13 protein-coding genes are annotated in these 16,313 nt (G+C 62.6%); 2 read left to right on the top strand and 11 right to left on the bottom strand.

Annotated elements, in window-relative coordinates:
- Positions 1 to 88: 88 nt before the first annotated feature.
- The 8 genes from phaZ to QA637_RS16790 form a co-directional block, all read right to left on the bottom strand.
- The gene (gene phaZ, locus QA637_RS16825; RefSeq protein ID WP_153440583.1) at positions 89 to 1,363 is read right to left on the bottom strand and encodes a polyhydroxyalkanoate depolymerase; all 1,275 of its coding nucleotides are present in this window, start codon (positions 1,361 to 1,363) and stop codon (positions 89 to 91) included.
- 329 nt (positions 1,364 to 1,692) lie between these two features.
- Positions 1,693 to 2,526, bottom strand: coding sequence for an amidohydrolase family protein (locus tag QA637_RS16820; RefSeq protein WP_153440584.1), 834 nt, complete (start codon positions 2,524 to 2,526; stop codon positions 1,693 to 1,695).
- On the bottom strand, positions 2,523 to 3,545 hold the full coding sequence (locus QA637_RS16815; protein WP_153440636.1) for a zinc-binding alcohol dehydrogenase family protein: 1,023 nt from the start codon (positions 3,543 to 3,545) through the stop codon (positions 2,523 to 2,525). Before QA637_RS16815 ends, QA637_RS16820 begins: the two co-directional genes overlap by 4 nt.
- A 14-nt stretch (positions 3,546 to 3,559) precedes the next feature.
- Complete coding sequence (locus QA637_RS16810) at positions 3,560 to 4,537, bottom strand: ABC transporter permease (protein ID WP_153440585.1); 978 nt, start codon at positions 4,535 to 4,537, stop codon at positions 3,560 to 3,562.
- 41 nt (positions 4,538 to 4,578) lie between these two features.
- The gene (locus QA637_RS16805; RefSeq protein WP_153440586.1) at positions 4,579 to 6,126 is read right to left on the bottom strand and encodes a sugar ABC transporter ATP-binding protein; all 1,548 of its coding nucleotides are present in this window, start codon (positions 6,124 to 6,126) and stop codon (positions 4,579 to 4,581) included.
- 151 nt (positions 6,127 to 6,277) lie between these two features.
- The gene (locus QA637_RS16800; RefSeq protein WP_153440587.1) at positions 6,278 to 7,267 is read right to left on the bottom strand and encodes an ABC transporter substrate-binding protein; all 990 of its coding nucleotides are present in this window, start codon (positions 7,265 to 7,267) and stop codon (positions 6,278 to 6,280) included.
- A gap of 262 nt (positions 7,268 to 7,529) precedes the next feature.
- A complete protein-coding gene (locus QA637_RS16795) occupies positions 7,530 to 8,549 on the bottom strand; it encodes an aldo/keto reductase (protein ID WP_153440588.1) in 1,020 nt (339 codons plus the stop codon).
- A gap of 168 nt (positions 8,550 to 8,717) precedes the next feature.
- Positions 8,718 to 10,223, bottom strand: a complete 1,506-nt coding sequence (locus QA637_RS16790; RefSeq protein ID WP_153440589.1) for a UxaA family hydrolase — start codon at positions 10,221 to 10,223, stop codon at positions 8,718 to 8,720.
- Between the two features lie 346 nt (positions 10,224 to 10,569).
- Here QA637_RS16790 and QA637_RS16785 point away from each other — a divergent pair, with 346 nt between their 5' ends.
- A complete protein-coding gene (locus QA637_RS16785; RefSeq protein ID WP_283062393.1) occupies positions 10,570 to 11,448 on the top strand; it encodes a GntR family transcriptional regulator in 879 nt (292 codons plus the stop codon).
- A 29-nt stretch (positions 11,449 to 11,477) separates the two neighbouring features.
- On the opposite strand, the gene QA637_RS16780 is transcribed toward QA637_RS16785, so the two are convergent.
- The 3 genes from QA637_RS16780 to QA637_RS16770 form a co-directional block, all read right to left on the bottom strand.
- Positions 11,478 to 12,278 carry an aldolase/citrate lyase family protein gene (locus tag QA637_RS16780; RefSeq protein ID WP_153440591.1) on the bottom strand — a complete coding sequence of 267 codons (801 nt, stop codon included), beginning with the start codon at positions 12,276 to 12,278 and terminating at the stop codon, positions 11,478 to 11,480.
- Positions 12,279 to 12,546: 268 nt separating this feature from the next.
- Positions 12,547 to 14,001 (bottom strand): NADP-dependent succinate-semialdehyde dehydrogenase, encoded by a 1,455-nt coding sequence (gene gabD / locus QA637_RS16775; protein ID WP_153440592.1) that lies wholly within the window; start codon positions 13,999 to 14,001, stop codon positions 12,547 to 12,549.
- A gap of 33 nt (positions 14,002 to 14,034) precedes the next feature.
- Positions 14,035 to 15,441, bottom strand: a complete 1,407-nt coding sequence (locus QA637_RS16770) for a pyridoxal phosphate-dependent decarboxylase family protein (protein ID WP_283062391.1) — start codon at positions 15,439 to 15,441, stop codon at positions 14,035 to 14,037.
- Between the two features lie 232 nt (positions 15,442 to 15,673).
- On the opposite strand from QA637_RS16770, the gene QA637_RS16765 reads away from it, so the two are divergent.
- Positions 15,674 to 16,270: a nitroreductase family protein gene (locus QA637_RS16765; RefSeq protein ID WP_184108624.1), complete on the top strand. Its 597-nt coding sequence runs from the start codon at positions 15,674 to 15,676 to the stop codon at positions 16,268 to 16,270.
- The last annotated feature ends 43 nt before the right edge of the window (positions 16,271 to 16,313 follow it).

Raw genomic sequence — 16,313 nt, 5'->3', positions numbered from 1 at the left:
GCCGCCTCTGCAAGACTTTCCATGTCGGAATCGAACAAAGTCTTGACTCTGCTCAGTCAAAACGACCGCTTCAATCGAGCCTTTCCTGTCAGGCTGACTTTCCGCCCTTGATGAGCTGCTTGACCGGCGAGGCGCGACGCGCATGCTCGCGCTGGAAAGCGACGATGCGCGGCGCGATCTCGCGGCGGAAACGCGATCCGTTGAAGACGCCGTAATGGCCGACATCCGGTTGCATGTAATGCTGACGCATGTGTTCCGGGATGTTGGTGCAGATCGTCTGCGCGGCCTTCGTCTGGCCGACGCCGGAAATGTCGTCGTTTTCGCCCTCGACGGTCAGGAGCGCCACCTTGCGGATCGCCGAAGGGTCGACGCGCCGCCCGCGGTGCATCATCTCGCCCTTCGGCAAGGCATGCTGCATGAACACGACCTGCACCGTCTGCAGGTAGAATTCTGCCGTCAGATCCATGACCGCCAGGTATTCGTCATAGAAATCGCGGTGTTTGTCGGCCGCATCACCGTCGTTCTTGACGAGATGGGCGAAGAATTCCTTGTGGGCGATCAGGTGCCGATCGAGATTCATCGACATGAAGCCGGAGAGCTGCAGGAAACCCGGATAGACCATGCGCATGAAACCCGGCTGCGGCCACGGCACGGGCATGATGACATTGTCACGGAACCATTCGATCGGCCGCTCTTTCGCCAGTTGATTGACGGCCGTGGGATTGATGCGCGTGTCGATCGGCCCGCCCATCAGCGTCATCGACGCCGGTGCGAGCGGATCTTCCGCCGCTTCCATCAGCGAGACCGCAGCCAGGACCGGCACCGCCGGCTGACAGACGCCGATCACATGGGTATCGGGGCCGAGGAAGTGCACCATCTGGACGACGTAGTCGATGTAGTCGTCGAGATCGAACGTACCTTCGGCGAGAGGCACCATCCGCGCGTCGATCCAATCGGTGATGTAGACATCGGCATGCGGCAGCAGCGCCTCGACGGTGCCGCGCAGCAGCGTCGCGTAGTGCCCGGACATCGGCGCCACCATCAGCACCTTGTGATCCGGCGCTCTTCCTTTCGGAAGGGAGCGCTCGAAGTGGATGAGATTGCAGAAAGGCTCACGCCAGACGATCTTCTCCCGCACGGCCACCGTCTCACCGTCGACGATGGTTTCGGCAAGGCCGAATTCCGGCTTGCCGTAACGGCGTGTGGCGCGCTCGAAAACCTCCAATCCCGCAGCGGTGGCACGACCGAAATAGGTGTGCGAGACCGGATTCATCGGATTGTTGAAGGCAAGCCGCAGGGCATCCGCGGCGGTGCGCCACGGCGCCATCATGGCATGGTTCAATTCGTAAAGCTGGTAGAACATGGGACGCGTACCCCTTGTTTCAAATCAACGACAACGCCGCTCCCAGTCGGACGCAAGCTTGCGATTGTTTGTCTTGGTGTCCGCAATCGCTGGCAGACTACCATGTTTCTTGTGCGGTGCAACAATGATGTCCTTTCCGCCCCGGTACAAGGTCTCTCCGTAAAATGTTACTGGATTTCCGAACGCTGCGCCCGTTCGCTTGCGCAATGCCATCCTTGTCTGCTTCCTGATTTCAGGACAAAAGCATGAAGCAATTCAAAGTACTACAGCGACTTTCGGCGCATCCGGCCGGACGCACGGCAGTGAAGTAAGCCGGGCAAGGCAAATCCTTAGCCGGAAATTCCGTAAAAGCGGGCGGCCGTCCGCGAGAAAACATTCTCCCGTTCCAGGGATGTGAGATGCGCCGTCAGTTCCTGTGCTGCAGCAAACCATGCGCCATAGTCGGCGTCGAGCAAGACGACCGGCCAGTCGCTGCCGAACATCACACGATCTGCTCCAAAGACATCGAGGAGATGCGCGGCGTAAGGCTTGAGCCTCTCGACCGACCAGCCGCCGCCCGCCTCGGTCACAAGCCCGGAGAGCTTGACGTGGACGTTCGGGCGGCGGGCGAGTGCGGCCATGTCGGACCGCCACGGCTCCAGCTTTCCGGCCGCGATGAAAGGCTTGGCACCATGGTCGACGACGATCGCCAGCTCCGGCACCTGATCGGCAAGGGCGGCAATGACCGGCAGATGCCGCGGCTGGATCAGGGCGTCGAACCGCATATCGAGTCCAGGCAGGGCCTGCAGCGTGGCGATCGCCGGCGGCTGCAGGATCCAGGCGGTTTCCGCAATGGCCTGCAGCATCGGGCGGATGCCCTTGAGTTTGGGGTTGGTCTTCAGGCGCCTGATTTCTGAAACGGCATCGGTCGCCAATATATTGACCCAGCCGACCACCGCCGCCACACTCTTCTCCCGCTCGGCGACCGAAAGCAGGAACTCGGTTTCCCTCACGTTCGGAGCGGCCTGGACGAGAACGGTCCGCGAAATTCCTGAGGCTGCCAGATTAGGCTTGAGGTCCTCCGGCCCGAAATCGCGGTAGATCGGCGCGAGATCCGGCTCCGGCCAGTCGTTATGGCCAAGGCCGAGCGTCCAATAGTGCTGGTGAGCATCGATGAGGGTCATGCGGCACCCACTGTGATTACGGCCTTGACGAGGCCGCCTTTTTCGTGCGCCCAGCGTGGCAGGTCGTTCACCGCCTCAGCGAGTGTCGTGCGATGGGTGATCAGCGCGTCGACCGGAACCAGACCGTCACGGATCGACGCGATGACATGATCGAAATCAGCCCGTGTCGCATTGCGGCTGGCGACCAGCGTCATCTCGCGCTTGTGGAATTCCGGATCGGAGAAACGGATATCGTCCTTGACCACGCTGACGAAGACCAGCGTTCCGCCATGGGCGACGTAGGCGAACGACCGCTCCATCGACGTTGTGTTGCCCGTCGCGTCGAAGACGACATCAAAGCCATCGCCATTCGTCGCCTCAGCGATTGCACGTTCCGTGTCGCGATCGGCCACGACGCCGTGCGGGAAGCCGAGCCTGTCGCGGGCAAAGGCCAGTCGTTCCGCGCTCGTGTCGAGGAGGGTCACGTCGTGCCCGGCAATGCGGGAAAAAAGCGCCGTCCCGAGGCCGATCGGGCCGGCACCGATGACCAGCGAACGGGCACCGGGCGCCGCCGTCGACCGGCGGACGGCATGGGCGCCGATCGCCAGGAACTCGACCGTAGCGGCGGCTTCGGGCGAGAGATCCTGAGCCGGATAGAGATTTCCTTCCGGCATGGTGATCTCCTCGCAGAAAGCACCGTCGGTGTGCACGCCGAGGACACGGATCGCCGTGCAGCAATTCGGCTTTCCGCTTCGGCAGGCGACACAGCTTCCGCAGGAGAGATAGGGATTGACCACCACCAGCGTCCCGGGCGCGAGCGACGTTTCAGGTCCCGCTTCGATCACCTTTGCCGAGATTTCGTGCCCCATCACGCGGGGATATTCCAGGAAGGGATGCTTGCCTTCGAAGATATGATAGTCGGTGCCGCAGATCCCGACATGGCTGACGGCAAGGCGCACCCAGCCGGCGGCCGGCGCCGCGGGCCGGCTGCGGTCGACGATCTCGAGGCGGCCCGGCTCCGGGCAGAGGACGGCCTTCATACCGTCAACCCCGGTCATCGCTCGCCCCGCCGCCGGAGCTGGTCGAAGTAGACGATGACGATGATGAGCAGCCCGGTGATGATGCGTTGCCAGAAGGAATTGACGTTCAAAAGATTGGCGCCGTTGTTGATGGTCGCCAGAATGAAGGCGCCGAGCAGCGGACCGTGGACCGAACCGACGGCACCGAACAGGCTCGTGCCGCCGATCACCGACGAGGCGATCGCTTGCAGTTCCCAGCCTTCTGCCTGCGTGGCGTTGCCGATGCCGATGCGCGAGGCAAGCAGCAGGCCGACAAAGGCGGCGCAGGTCGATGACAGGATGTAGGCGAGATAGGTCGTCCGGTTGACGTTGACGCCGGAAAGGCGCGCCGCCTCGGCGTTCGAGCCGACGGCAAACAGATAGCGGCCGAAACGGCTCAAGTGCAGGAAGATATAGGCCGGCACGGCGACGACGATCACCATCCAGAACAGGCTCGGCACACCGAGGAAATCGGCCCGCGAGAAATTGGTGAAAGCCTCGTTGCTGATCGATATCGTCGAACCGTTGGTGATGAGCAGACCGATGCCGCGCAGTGAGGTCAGCGTCGCCAGCGTGATGATGAAGGCCGGCAGGCCCATGCGGACGATACCGAAGGCGTGAAAGGCGCCGATCAGGACGCCGATCGCCAAGGTCGCGATGAGGGCGAGCCATAGCGGAACGCCGGCGGCGAGCAGCCATGCCACGATGACGCTGGTGAAGCCGACCACCGCGCCAACCGAGAGATCGATGCCCGCGGTGATGATCACGAAGGTCTGGCCGACGGCGAGGATCGCCGTCATCGCGCCCTGGCGCAAGAGGTTGCTGATGTTGTTCGGCGTCCAGAAGCTGTTGGTCGCGAAGCCGAGGAGCAGCCAGAGGAAGAGCAGGAGCCCGAGCAGCGTCAGGCCGAACAGGATGCTGATCCCTTTCCTCGGCGTCGGCCCCGTGCTGCTTTCAACCGTTTCCACACTCATGTCGTTCCTCCCTGCAGTCCCTTATGCCTTGTTTCTTGCGGTCACGCGCCGATCGCCTGCGCCAGCACCTCTTCATGGCTGGCCGTGCGGTAGCCGTGGCTTCCCACAAGCCGCCCCTGCCGGAAGACGTGCAGCCGGTCCGACAGTTCGTAGACCTCCGGCAAGTAGGACGAAATCAGGATGATGCCCGCCCCCTTCTCCAGGAGCCGCGCGAAAAGCCGGTAGATTTCGGCCTTGGTGCCGACATCGACGCCGACGGTCGGTTCATCGAAGATGAACAGTTTCGCCCCGTGGCTCAGCCACTTTCCGATGACGATCTTCTGCTGGTTGCCGCCGGACATGGCGGACGCAAGCACCCGGCGCGACGGCGTCTTGATCTTCAGATCGCGGATCTGGCGGTCGGCGTTCGCCGCCTCCTCGGCACGGTTGATCGTCAGTCCGCGCGTCAGCTTGCGGAAAACCGGCAAGTTGATGTTAAGGCCGATCGGCAGGTTGAGGCAGAGCCCCTGATCGCGGCGGCTCTCCGGCGCAAGCGCGATCCCGAGCTCCATCGCCTTTCGCTCGCTGTCGATCTCGACCTTGCTCCCCTGCCAGAAGACCTCCCCGGCGCTCAGCCGATGGCGGCCGTAAAGGCCGAGTGCAAATTCGCTGCGGCCGGCGCCGATCAGGCCATAGAGGCCGACGATCTCGCCGGCCCGGACCGTCAGCGACACGTCGGCAAAGCCCGGACCGCTCAGCCCGCGCGTTTCAACGAGCGTCTCGCCGGCGGTAAAGTGCTCCTTGTGATAGATCTGTTCGATCGTGCGATTGATCATCAGCGCGATCAGCTCGGCCTCGTTCGTCTCGTCGATCGCGCGGGTGCCGACGTGGGTGCCGTCGCGCAGGACGGAGACCCGGTCGGCAAGCTCGAACACCTCCTCCAGGCGGTGGCTGATATAGACGATCGTGACGCCTTCGCCCTGCAGCCGGCGAATGAGGCGGAACAGTTGCTCGGATTCCTGGCGCGTGAGATAGGCCGTGGGCTCGTCGAAGATCAGGAACTGGGTGCCGCGCATCGCCGCCCGCGCCGTGGCGACCAGCTGCTGCTGGCCGATCGTCAGGCTTCCGAGCACCGCGCTTGCGGGCAGGTTGAAACCGAGATCGTCGAGCACGCCTTGCGCCGCATCGGTCATTGCGCGCTTGCGCATCAGGCCGCGCTTGTTCATCTCATCACCGAGGAACATGTTGGCCGCGACGGAAAGATGCGGGCAGAGCACGACTTCCTGATGGACGGCGTTGATGCCGCGCGAAATCGCCTCGTTGGGGGTCGCGAGCTGAACCGGCTCGCCGCACCAGAGGATATCGCCCGCGGTTCGGGTGATCACCCCCGTCAGCAATTTGATCAGCGTAGATTTGCCGGCGCCGTTTTCGCCGACGATTGCATGCACCTCGCCCGAGAGGAATGTCATGGTCGCGGGCTTCAGCGCTTCCACGGCGCCGTAGTTCTTCCGCAGACTGTGCAACTCGAGGATCGGCTCACCCTTGGGAACGGGGTGGCCGACGGGCGTTCTGAGCTCGTGTCTATGGCCGACCTCTTGAAGTCCAATCATGAGAATGCCCTCCTCAGGCAGCACCTTCGCGTCAAGGTCCGCGCTCCGCAGCAACGCCCATCCGCGCATAACCCCGAAAATCGCTTCCCGGGGTTATGCGCCAACCCGGACGGCGACGGCGCCCTCGAACCCGCCGTCGCCTGCCCCGGGTCTAGTTTACCTTCGGGTTCAGGAGCGCATCGATTTTCGGCTCGGCCATGTTCGCCTTGGTGACGAGGTTCGCGCCGGTATCGACATTCGCTTCGACCTTCTCGCCCTTCGAGACCGCAAGCGCCGTCTTCACGCCATCATAACCCATGCGGTAGGGGTCCTGCACGACGAGCCCGGCCAAAACGCCTTCCTTGAGGAAGCCGACGGTCTTTTCGTCGCTGTCGAAGCCGATCACCTTGATCTTGTCGCCGAGCTTGTTTTCGGCAATCGCCTGGCCGACGCCCTGCGCCATGATCAGGTTGGAGGCGAAGACGCCGACGAGGTTCGGGTTGGCGGTGATGAGGTCAGTCATCATGTTGAGACCGGTGGTCGCCTGACCATCGGCATATTTGTCGGCAACGACCTTGAAGCCCGGATACTTGGTCTTGATCTGGTCAAGGAAGCCGTCACGGCGCTGGTCGAGCGAGCCGACGCCCGGCAGGCTGGTGATGATGGCGATTTCGCCTTCCTCCTTACCGGTCGCCTCCTTGATTGCGGCAGCAAGGCCATCAGCGGCAATGCGACCGCCCTGGACGTTGTCGGTCGTCAGGAACGAGGTGAAGGCCTTTGAGTCAGCGGCCGAGTCGATGCCGATGATCGGAACAGCTTTTGCGGCCTCGTCGATCGGCTTGCCGAGGGCTTTGAACTCCGTCGGCGAGATCACGACTGCAGCCGGCGAGCCGGCAACGGCATTTTCGAGAATGCTGATCTGGCCGTTGATGTCCGATTCAGACTGGGCGCCAAGCTCCGGCACATTCACGCCGAGGTCCTTACCGGCCGCGCGCGCACCCGCGAGAACGATCTGCCAATAGAAGGACGTGGTATCCTTGACGATGATCGGGATCGTGACGTCCTGCGCGAATGACGCGACGGGCGCCATCGTTGCAAGGAAAGCGGCACCGGCAAGTGCCGTAAAGGCACGGCGGGATAGAATGTGCTTTGTGATGCTCATTGGGTTTCTCCTCTCAAATACACCTGTTCCGTTATTGGATGCGATCCGCAAGGTGCCTACGGATCGATCTTTTATCTATAAAAAACAGATTGTACGCTAGCGCAGTGAATTTGAAATGGCAAGCCGTAACGCCGGGTTCCATTCATTGCGTTCCTCCCAGACGCAACAACATGTTTTCATAGGCATTCTTAGACGGGCCACCGGCGTGCCGCTGTCCCTTCTTGGCCGCCGCGCCGACATCCAGCCAACGCGGCGTCACACATCAGGCCCTCACCGCCTCGAGCCCGAGTTCGGGCGCGACGAGGGTGTAGGGTTCGAAAGCAGCAAAGTCTTCCGTAGCGATCTTCCGTCGGGTGAGTTCCATATTGCGCTCGAGGCTCGAAGGCTTCGCCGTACCGAGCAGGACCGAGGCAACCTGGCGGTTGGCAAGCGGGAACTGGAGCGCGGGAGCGGCAAGCGGCATCCCGCGGTCGCGCGCGATCTTTTCCATCGCCGCAACCCGCGTCCGCACGTCTTCGCTCGCCGGCATGTAGTCGAAATGGGCTCCCTCCACCGGGCCGGTGGCGAGAATGCCGGAATTGAACACGCCGCCAACGACGAGCGATGTCCCCTTCTTCTCGCAAAGGGGAAGTAACTCGGCGACCGCCGAGCGGTCGAGAAGCGTGTAGCGCCCGGCCAAGAGGATGCAGTCGATATCGGCCCGCCGCATGACCTCGAGGCAGACCGGCACTTCATTGATGCCGAGGCCGTAGGCCGAAATGACACCGGCCGTTTTCAGCTCCTCCAGCGCCTTCAGGCCGGAATCCATCAGTTGCCGCAAGAGCACGGCATTCTTCGCGGCACCGTGGGTGTAGACGCCGATGTCGTGGACATAAAGGATGTCGATGCGATTGAGGCCGAGCCGTGCGTAGCTGAATTCGACCGACCGCATGATCGCGTCATAGCTGTAGTCGAAGGTGACGTCGAAATTCAGCGGTTTGACATAGGAATAGTCGGGAACCGCGCCTTCCGGCACCGGGCGGAGCAGGCGGCCAACCTTTGTCGAGAGCACGAAGCTGTCGCGCGGCTTGTCCTGCAGGAAATCGCCGACGCGCCGCTCGGCCAGTCCCAACCCGTAATAGGGCGCCACGTCGAAATAGCGGATGCCTGCGGCCCAGGCAGCATCCAGCGTCCCCATTGCGGCTTCGCGCGTGCATTCGCGATAGAGGCCGCCAAGCGCGGCCGCGCCGAAGCTGTACTCGGTCACCGCAAGGTCGGTCCGACCGATCTTTCTGGTCTGCATTCCTTGTTTCCTCCTCCAAGGATGCGCGTTTCTAAACTCAGAGGGGTTTGCCCCTCACCTTGGCCCTCTCCCCGCTTGCGGGGAGAGGGGACTTTAGCGGCTGCGGCATCGTCCCTTCTCCCTGCATGCGGGAAGAAGGTGCCGGCAGGCGGATGAGGGTCTGTCCCTCTAAAGCGTAGCCCCCAGATGCCAGGGAACGAATTCATTGTCGCCGTACCCGAACAGTTCGCTCTTGGTCTTGCGACCGGAAGCGGTATCGATGATCAGGTCGAAGATTTCACGGCCAAGCCCTGCGATGGTCGCCTCTCCCGAAGCGATCACACCGCAATCGATGTCCATGTCTTCCTCCATGGCGCGATAAAGCGGCGTGTTGCTGGTGAGCTTGATCGATGGCGCGGGGCGACAGCCGAAGCAGCTGCCGCGCCCGGTGGTAAACGCGATGACGTTGGCGCCACCGGCGACCTGGCCGGTTGCCGAAACCGGGTCGTAGCCCGGCGTATCCATGAACACGAGCCCATGCTCGGTTACGCGTTCGGCGTAATTGTAGACAGCCGTCAACGGTGACCGTCCGCCCTTCGCGACTGCACCGAGCGACTTTTCGAGGATCGTCGTAAGGCCGCCGCGCTTGTTGCCCGGCGACGGATTGTTGTCGAGCGAGGCGCCGTGCAGCGCAACGTAGTTTTCCCACCAGGAAATCAGGCCATCGAGCTTTGCCGCGACGTCTTCGTTGACCGCGCGGCTGCGCAACAGATGTTCGGCCCCGTATATCTCCGAGGTTTCCGAGAGGATCGCGGTGCCGCCGGCACCGGCGAGAATGTCGACCGCGGCACCGAGTGCGGGATTCGCCGTGACCCCCGAAAGCCCGTCGGAGCCGCCGCATTGCAGACCGACGATGATCTCGCTGACCGGTATTGGCACGCGCCGCGCCGTTGCGACTTCCTGGGCGATTTCATCGAGCACGCCCAGCGCGCGCTCGACCGAGCGGCGGGACCCGCCCGCCTCTTGGATGTTGAAGTGGCGTTTTTCCGCGCCGGAGCCGCTCTGGCCGTAAAGCGTCAACTGGTTGACTTCGCAACCGAGCCCGACCATCAGCACGCCGCCGAAATTGACGTGGCGGGCATAGCCGGCAAGCGTCCGGTGCAGGTTCTTCATCCCATCGCCGGTGGACGACATGCCGCAGCCCTGGTCGTGCACGATCGGTACGAAGCCATCGATGCCCTCATATCGTGGCAGAATTCGCCGGTTGGCCTCGTCGGCGATGGCGCGACAGACCGTGGTGGAACAGTTCACGCTGGCGACGATGCCGATATAGTTGCGGGTGGCCGCCCGTCCGTCGGCCCGGCGATAGCCAAGGAAGGTCCGCGCCTTGTCGGCGGCGCTCGCGGATTCGGGCGCAACTGCGGCGCCGATCGCAAGACGGTCCTGGTCGAAGGCGAGATTGTGCGAATGCACGTGGTCCCCGGCGCCGATGTCGCTGGTCGCGCGGCCGATCGCCTGGGCGTATTTGATCACCGGCTCTCCGCTTCCAATCGCCTGCACCGCGACCTTGTGGCCGGGCTCGATCCGTACTTTGGCCGTGGCGCCGCCCGGAAGCGGCTGCCCTGCCTCGATCGGAAAGGTTGCTACGGCGACATTGTCCTCCGGCGAGAGAAGGATTGAAGACGGGGCGGACAAAGCGGCACTCCTGATTTCGTTTCATGTGCGAATGGTCGCACAAGCAATTTGTCTTTTATCCACAATAGACAGAAACACGTCAACAGGTATTATGATCGAAAAAGGCGTCGACGGTCGAAGCGGGCGCGCGGAAATTGGAGCGACCAGTGTCGAAATACCCCGCGACGGCCAAGACAAATCAGCGCTGCCGCGCTACAGCGTGATTCCTTCGGACGGTTACCGATGAAGGGATAACAGGGCAAATTCAAAGTGCTACAGCGCCTGCCTGGCAATAGGCACTGCGCGATGGAGCAGCAACGAATTCCGGGCCGACGCCCGCAGCAACAGAGGACCAGCCGGACCTTCCATGGCGAAGCAGAACACCGTTTTCAAGGATGCCTTCAATCGCTGCCTGAAGCTCTTGGCGGAGACCTCCACGCTGCCGTCCGAGCCCGAACTCGGACAGGTGCTCGGGGTGAGCCGCACGACCGTTCGCGCCATTCTCACCCGCTGCGAGGAGCTCAGGCTGATCATCTGGGACAAGCGCCGGAAAATCGTGCTGCGCCGCCCCGAACCATCGGATTATTTTCCGACGGAAGAGACCAGCTCACTTGCAGAAATCATCGAGCGCAGTTTCATGCGCCGGATTCTGGCCGGCGGTGCCGAGCCCGGCATGCAGATCAACGAGCTTGAACTCGCGCGCGAGATCGGTACCGGCACGACGAGCGTACGCGAATTCCTGATCCGCTTCAGCCGCTTCGGCCTGATCGAGAAGCGACCGAACAGCCATTGGGTGCTGAAAGGTTTTACCCGAGAATTCGCGCTTGAGCTGACGGAAGTGCGCGAAATGTTCGAGCTCCGCTCCGCGGCGAGTTTCGTCGGCCTGCCGAAGGACCATCCCGCCTGGGACGAGCTGAAAAAGATCGAGGCCGTGCACCGCGAGATCCTTGCCGACATCGACAACCGCTACAAGGAATTTTCCGAGCTTGACGAGCGCTTCCACCTGCTGGTGCATAAATCGTCAAGCAACCGCTTCATCATCGATTTCTACGACATCATCGCGATCGTCTTCCACTATCACTATCAGTGGAACAAGGCCAACTCCCGGGAACGCAATGCGCGCGCGCTTGAAGAGCATCTCGCCTATATCGCCGCACTCCGGTCGCGCGATCCAAAGCAGGTGGACCAGGCTTGCCGGCGGCATCTGAAATCGGCGCGGGAGACCTTGCTGCAGTCGATTCCGTAGCCGGCTATGAACTCTCCCGATTAGACCGCTCAGTAGCCGGATTCCGGCCTTGAGGTCTGCTTCTCGCCTGTAAATTCCTGCCGCAAGCGTTGCGTCGCGCTGACGAGGAGCGTGACATCGGTGCCGATGGCCATGAAATCGGCGCCGAGATCGCGATAGTCGCGCGCCTGGGCGAGGTCGAGAGTCATGATCCCGCGCGCCTTCCCGGCACGGCCGATGCGCGCAAAGGCATCGACGATCACCGCACGCACCTCCGGATGGCCCGGCTTGCCGAGGTGGCCCATGTCGGCGGCCAGGTCCGACGGGCCTATGAACAGGCCGTCGACGCCATCGAGCGCAGCGATGTCATCGATCGCATCCAATCCCTTCCGGCTCTCGATCTGCAAGAGGAGGCAAATCTCGTCGTTGGCGGTCGTGAGATAGTCGCCGATCCGCCCGAAATTCGAGGCGCGGCCAAGCGTGGCGCCGACGCCGCGGACACCGTGCGGCGGGTAGCGAACGGCGCGCACCAATTGCTGCGCCTCTTCGACGCTATCGACCATCGGGATAAGCAGCGTCTGAACGCCGGTGTCGAGCGTCTGTTTGATAAGCGCCGTATCGCCGACAGGGAGACGAACGATCGGATGGCTGCCGCGCCCGGAGATCGCGCGGAACTGCGCCGAAAGAAGCGGCAGATCGTTCGGCGCGTGCTCACCGTCGATCAAAAGCCAGTCGTAACCGCTGTCGGCCACGACTTCGGCGGCGTAGGGGCTCGCCAGCGCCACCCACAGGCCAAGCTGGAACCGGTTTTCGCGGATCGCCGCTTTAAAGGGGTTTTTCGGGGCGGGCATCAATCGCTCTCCTCTCACTTCCGGATCTGTTCGCCGCAATCTGCCCCTCATACGGCTGCTCCCACCTTCTCCCCGCACGCGGGGAGAAGGGACAAGCGGCAGCGCCTTCGCCTCAAGACCCCTCTCCCCGCGCGCGGGGAGAGGGCCGGGGTGAGGGGCAGTTCGCATTCCTCTCATTAATGTCGAGTCGGTAAGTTATTACCCGCAAAAGAAAAAACCGGCCAGAACTTTCCGGCCGGTTCGATTGACAAGTGAGATCGCCGTCACCTCAGGCGATGCCGCCGAGGCAGACGTATTTGATCTCCATGAACTCCTCGATGCCATATTTCGAGCCCTCGCGGCCGAGGCCGGAAAGCTTGACGCCGCCGAAGGGGGCCTCCGCCGTGGAGATCAGGCCGGTATTGACGCCGACCATGCCGTATTCGAGTGCTTCCGCGACCCGGAAGACCCGGGCGAGGTCCTTGGCGTAGAAATAGGAGGCGAGACCGAACTCGGTATCGTTGGCCTGGGCGATCACATCGGCTTCGTCCTTGAAGCGGAAGAGCGGCGCCACCGGCCCAAAAGTCTCTTCGCGTGCGACCGACATGGACTGCGTGACATCGGCGAGCACCGTCGCCTCGTAGAACGTGCCGCCGAGCGCGTGGCGTCGGCCGCCGTGGACGACGCGGGCGCCCTTGGCAAGTGCATCGGCGACATGCTCCTCGACCTTGGCGAGCGCCGGCTGGTCGATCAGCGGGCCGAGAATGACGCCTTCCTCCATGCCGTTGCCGGTCTTCAGCTTGGCGACTGCGACGGCAAGCTTCTCGGAGAAGGCCTCGTAGACGCCATCCTGGACATAGATGCGGTTGGCGCAGACACAGGTCTGGCCGTTGTTGCGGAACTTGGCAATCAACGCCCCCTCGACGGCGGCATCAAGATCGGCGTCATCGAAAACGATGAAGGGCGCGTTGCCGCCAAGCTCAAGGCCGAGCTTCTTGATCGTGGTCGCGCTCTGGCGATAGAGCTCGGCGCCGACTTCCGTCGATCCGGTGAAGGTCAGCTTGCGCACGGTCGGGTTCGAGGTCATCTCGGCGCCGATCTCGCGGGCCGAGCCGGTGATGACGGAGAAGAGGCCCTTCGGCATGCCGGCGCGTTCCGCAAGCACCGCGATGGCAATCGCCGAGAACGGCGTCTGCCCGGCTGGCTTCAGCACCATGGCGCAACCGGCGGCAAAGGCGGGACCGGCCTTGCGGGTGATCATCGCGTTCGGGAAGTTCCAGGGCGTGATCGCGGCGACGACGCCGACCGGCTGCTTCATTACCAGGATGCGCTTGTCCTTCTGGTGTCCGGGCACGAGGTCGCCATAGACGCGGCGCGCCTCTTCCGCGAACCACTCGATGAAGCTTGCACCATAGACGATTTCGCCGGTTGCTTCCGCGAGCGGCTTGCCTTGCTCGATGGTCAGGATCTGGCCGAGGTCGTCCTTGTTCTCGATCATCAGTTCGAACCAGCGGCGCAGAACGCCCGCGCGCTCCTTGGCGGTCTTCGCCGCCCATTCCTTCTGCACCCGCGCCGCGGTCTCGATCGCGGCCCGTGTCTCGGCGGCACCGAGCTTCGGCACCCGGCCGATGATCTCGCCCGTCGCCGGGTTGTTCACCTCGATCGCGTTTTTCGGGTCGGCTTCGATCCAGTTTTCGCCCACGAGAGCGGCCTGGCGAAACAGCGACGGATCCTTCAAATTCATGGCGCGTCCTTCCTCGGATAAAATCTACAGAACTTATACAACTTTTTTCGCGAGCTCGACAATGGTCCTGAACGCCGTTTCTGCGTCCTCCTCGGCCATGCTGAATTGCCCCGCCTGGAACCGGATGGCGATGCGTCGGTCGACACGTGTCTGCGTCAGGTAGATGCGGCCGTCGTCGTTGATCGCCTTCACCAGAGCGAGGTTATGGGCGTCGGCATCGGAGCCGCCGGCATGTCGAAACGAAAAGAGAGACAGAACCGGTTCAGTAACGATTTCGAAGCCCGGTTCGTTCCGCAGCCGCTCGGCAAGTTCGCGCGACCAGCGGACATGATTGCGGATCATCTCCCTCAAGCCCGAAAGGCCGTGGAAGCGCAGCAGGAACCACAGCTTGAGAGCCCGAAAGCGCCGCCCGAGCGGCACGGACCATTCGGAGTAATTGATGATCCCGTCCTGCCCGTGCGTCTTCAGATATTCCGGCTGGATTGCCAGCGTGCGGACGAGATCGTCGGGGTTGCGAACGAAATGGGCAGAACAGTCGAACTGGGCGCCGAGCCATTTGTGCGGATTGAAGACGACTGAGTCGGCGCCCTCGACGCCCCGCCAGAGCTCACGGAATTCCTCGCAGATCATGGCAGCACCTGCCCAGGCGGCGTCGACATGGACGTATAGCCCATGCTCGCGGGCGACGCGGACGACTTCGGCAATGTCATCACAGGCGCCAGTGCTGGTGCCTCCGGTGCAGGCGACAATGCCTGCCGGGAGATGGCCCGCCTTGCGATCCGCCTTGATTGCACTGGCAAGAGCGGTGCAGTCCATCGCTCGACGCTCGCCGATGGTCGGTATCCGGACAAGATTCTCTTCCCCTATGCCGCTCACCCAGATCGCGCGGTCAATCGAGGTATGGACCTGGTTGGAGGAATAGATGCGGACACGGGGATTGCCGGCCAATCCTGCGCGATTGCCGTTCCAGTCGAGCGCCTTTTCGCGCATCACCAGCACCGCCGCGAGCGTGGCGGAGGACGCGGAATCCTGGATGACGCCGGAAAAGTCCGCCGGCAGGCCGATCGCCTGCCGCAGCCAGTCGAGCATCTTCGTCTCCAGTTCGGTCGCCGCCGGCGAGGTCTGCCAGAGCATGCATTGCGCCGCAACGGCGGTGACCAGATATTCGGCGATGACGGAGACGGGCGCGGCGTTGGCAGGGAAATAGGCAAAGAAACGGGGGTGCTGCCAATGGGTCATGCCCGGCATGATGATTGTCTGGAAATCCTCGAAGATCCGCTCCATCGCTTCACCGGCTTCCGGAGGAGATAGAGCGATTTGGCCCGCTATCTCACCGGCAGCCGTCTGCGCCCGGACGGGCCGGTCCCGAAGTGACTGCCGGTAATCCACACCCCAATCCGCGGCCTTGGCCGACCAATGCCTGAACGTTGCTTCGTCCATCGCTCCCTCCCATACTCATGTTGCGGTTCCATCGATGCTGGAACTTTTGTAGCGTCGCCGAATCCGCTCTCCTGGCCGAGACGCTACAGCGCCGCGCGTCAAATCGGACGCGCAAAGGTCGCTGTAGCACTTTGATTTGCTGCATGATTTTGTCCTTAAATCGATTCCGATTTAAGGAATCATGCAGTAGGACCTCCCAAGAGGATTCACGCGCAAATAAGGATGTTCGTTCGTGACAGAAATCAACCATAGAAGAGCCGACCACCCGATCCACTCGATCTTCCTGGAGCGCTGGTCGCCGCGCGCCTTTACCGGCGACGAAATCAGCGAAAAGGATCTGCTCGCCCTTTTCGAGGCCGCGCGCTGGGCGCCTTCGGCGAGCAACAACCAGCCCTGGCGCTTCGTCTATGCCCGCCGCGGCACCGAACACTTTGCGTCGCTCCTGGAGATTCTCGATGAAGGCAACCAGCGCTGGGCGAAAAAAGCCTCGGCGATCGTGATCATTCTATCGAAAACCCACAGGCTCACGTCGACCGGCGAGATGCGACCGGCCTACACCCATGCCTTCGATACCGGTGCCGCGTGGTTCGCGCTTGCGCTGCAGACGCGCCTTGCCGGTTTTTACGCGCATGCGATGGCGGGGATCGACCGGGACAAGGCCATGCGCGTACTCGGTGTACCGGAGCACTATCGGGTCGAAGCCGCGGTCGCGATCGGCAAACTTGCCGATCCGTCGACGCTGCCGGAGGATCTGCGCGAGCGGGAAAAGCCGAGCCAGCGCAAGCCGCTTGGCGATTTCGTTTTCGAAGGCCGGTTCAAGGCCGACTGATCGGGCAAAAGAAAACCGGCGCCTTTCGGCGCCGGCGATTTTC

Origin of the sequence: Sinorhizobium terangae (assembly GCF_029714365.1) — a bacterium.
GTDB lineage: Bacteria > Pseudomonadota > Alphaproteobacteria > Rhizobiales > Rhizobiaceae > Sinorhizobium > Sinorhizobium terangae.
The sequence above is the reverse complement of the archived record's forward strand: the minus strand, read 5'-3'. Positions and strand labels throughout refer to the sequence as shown.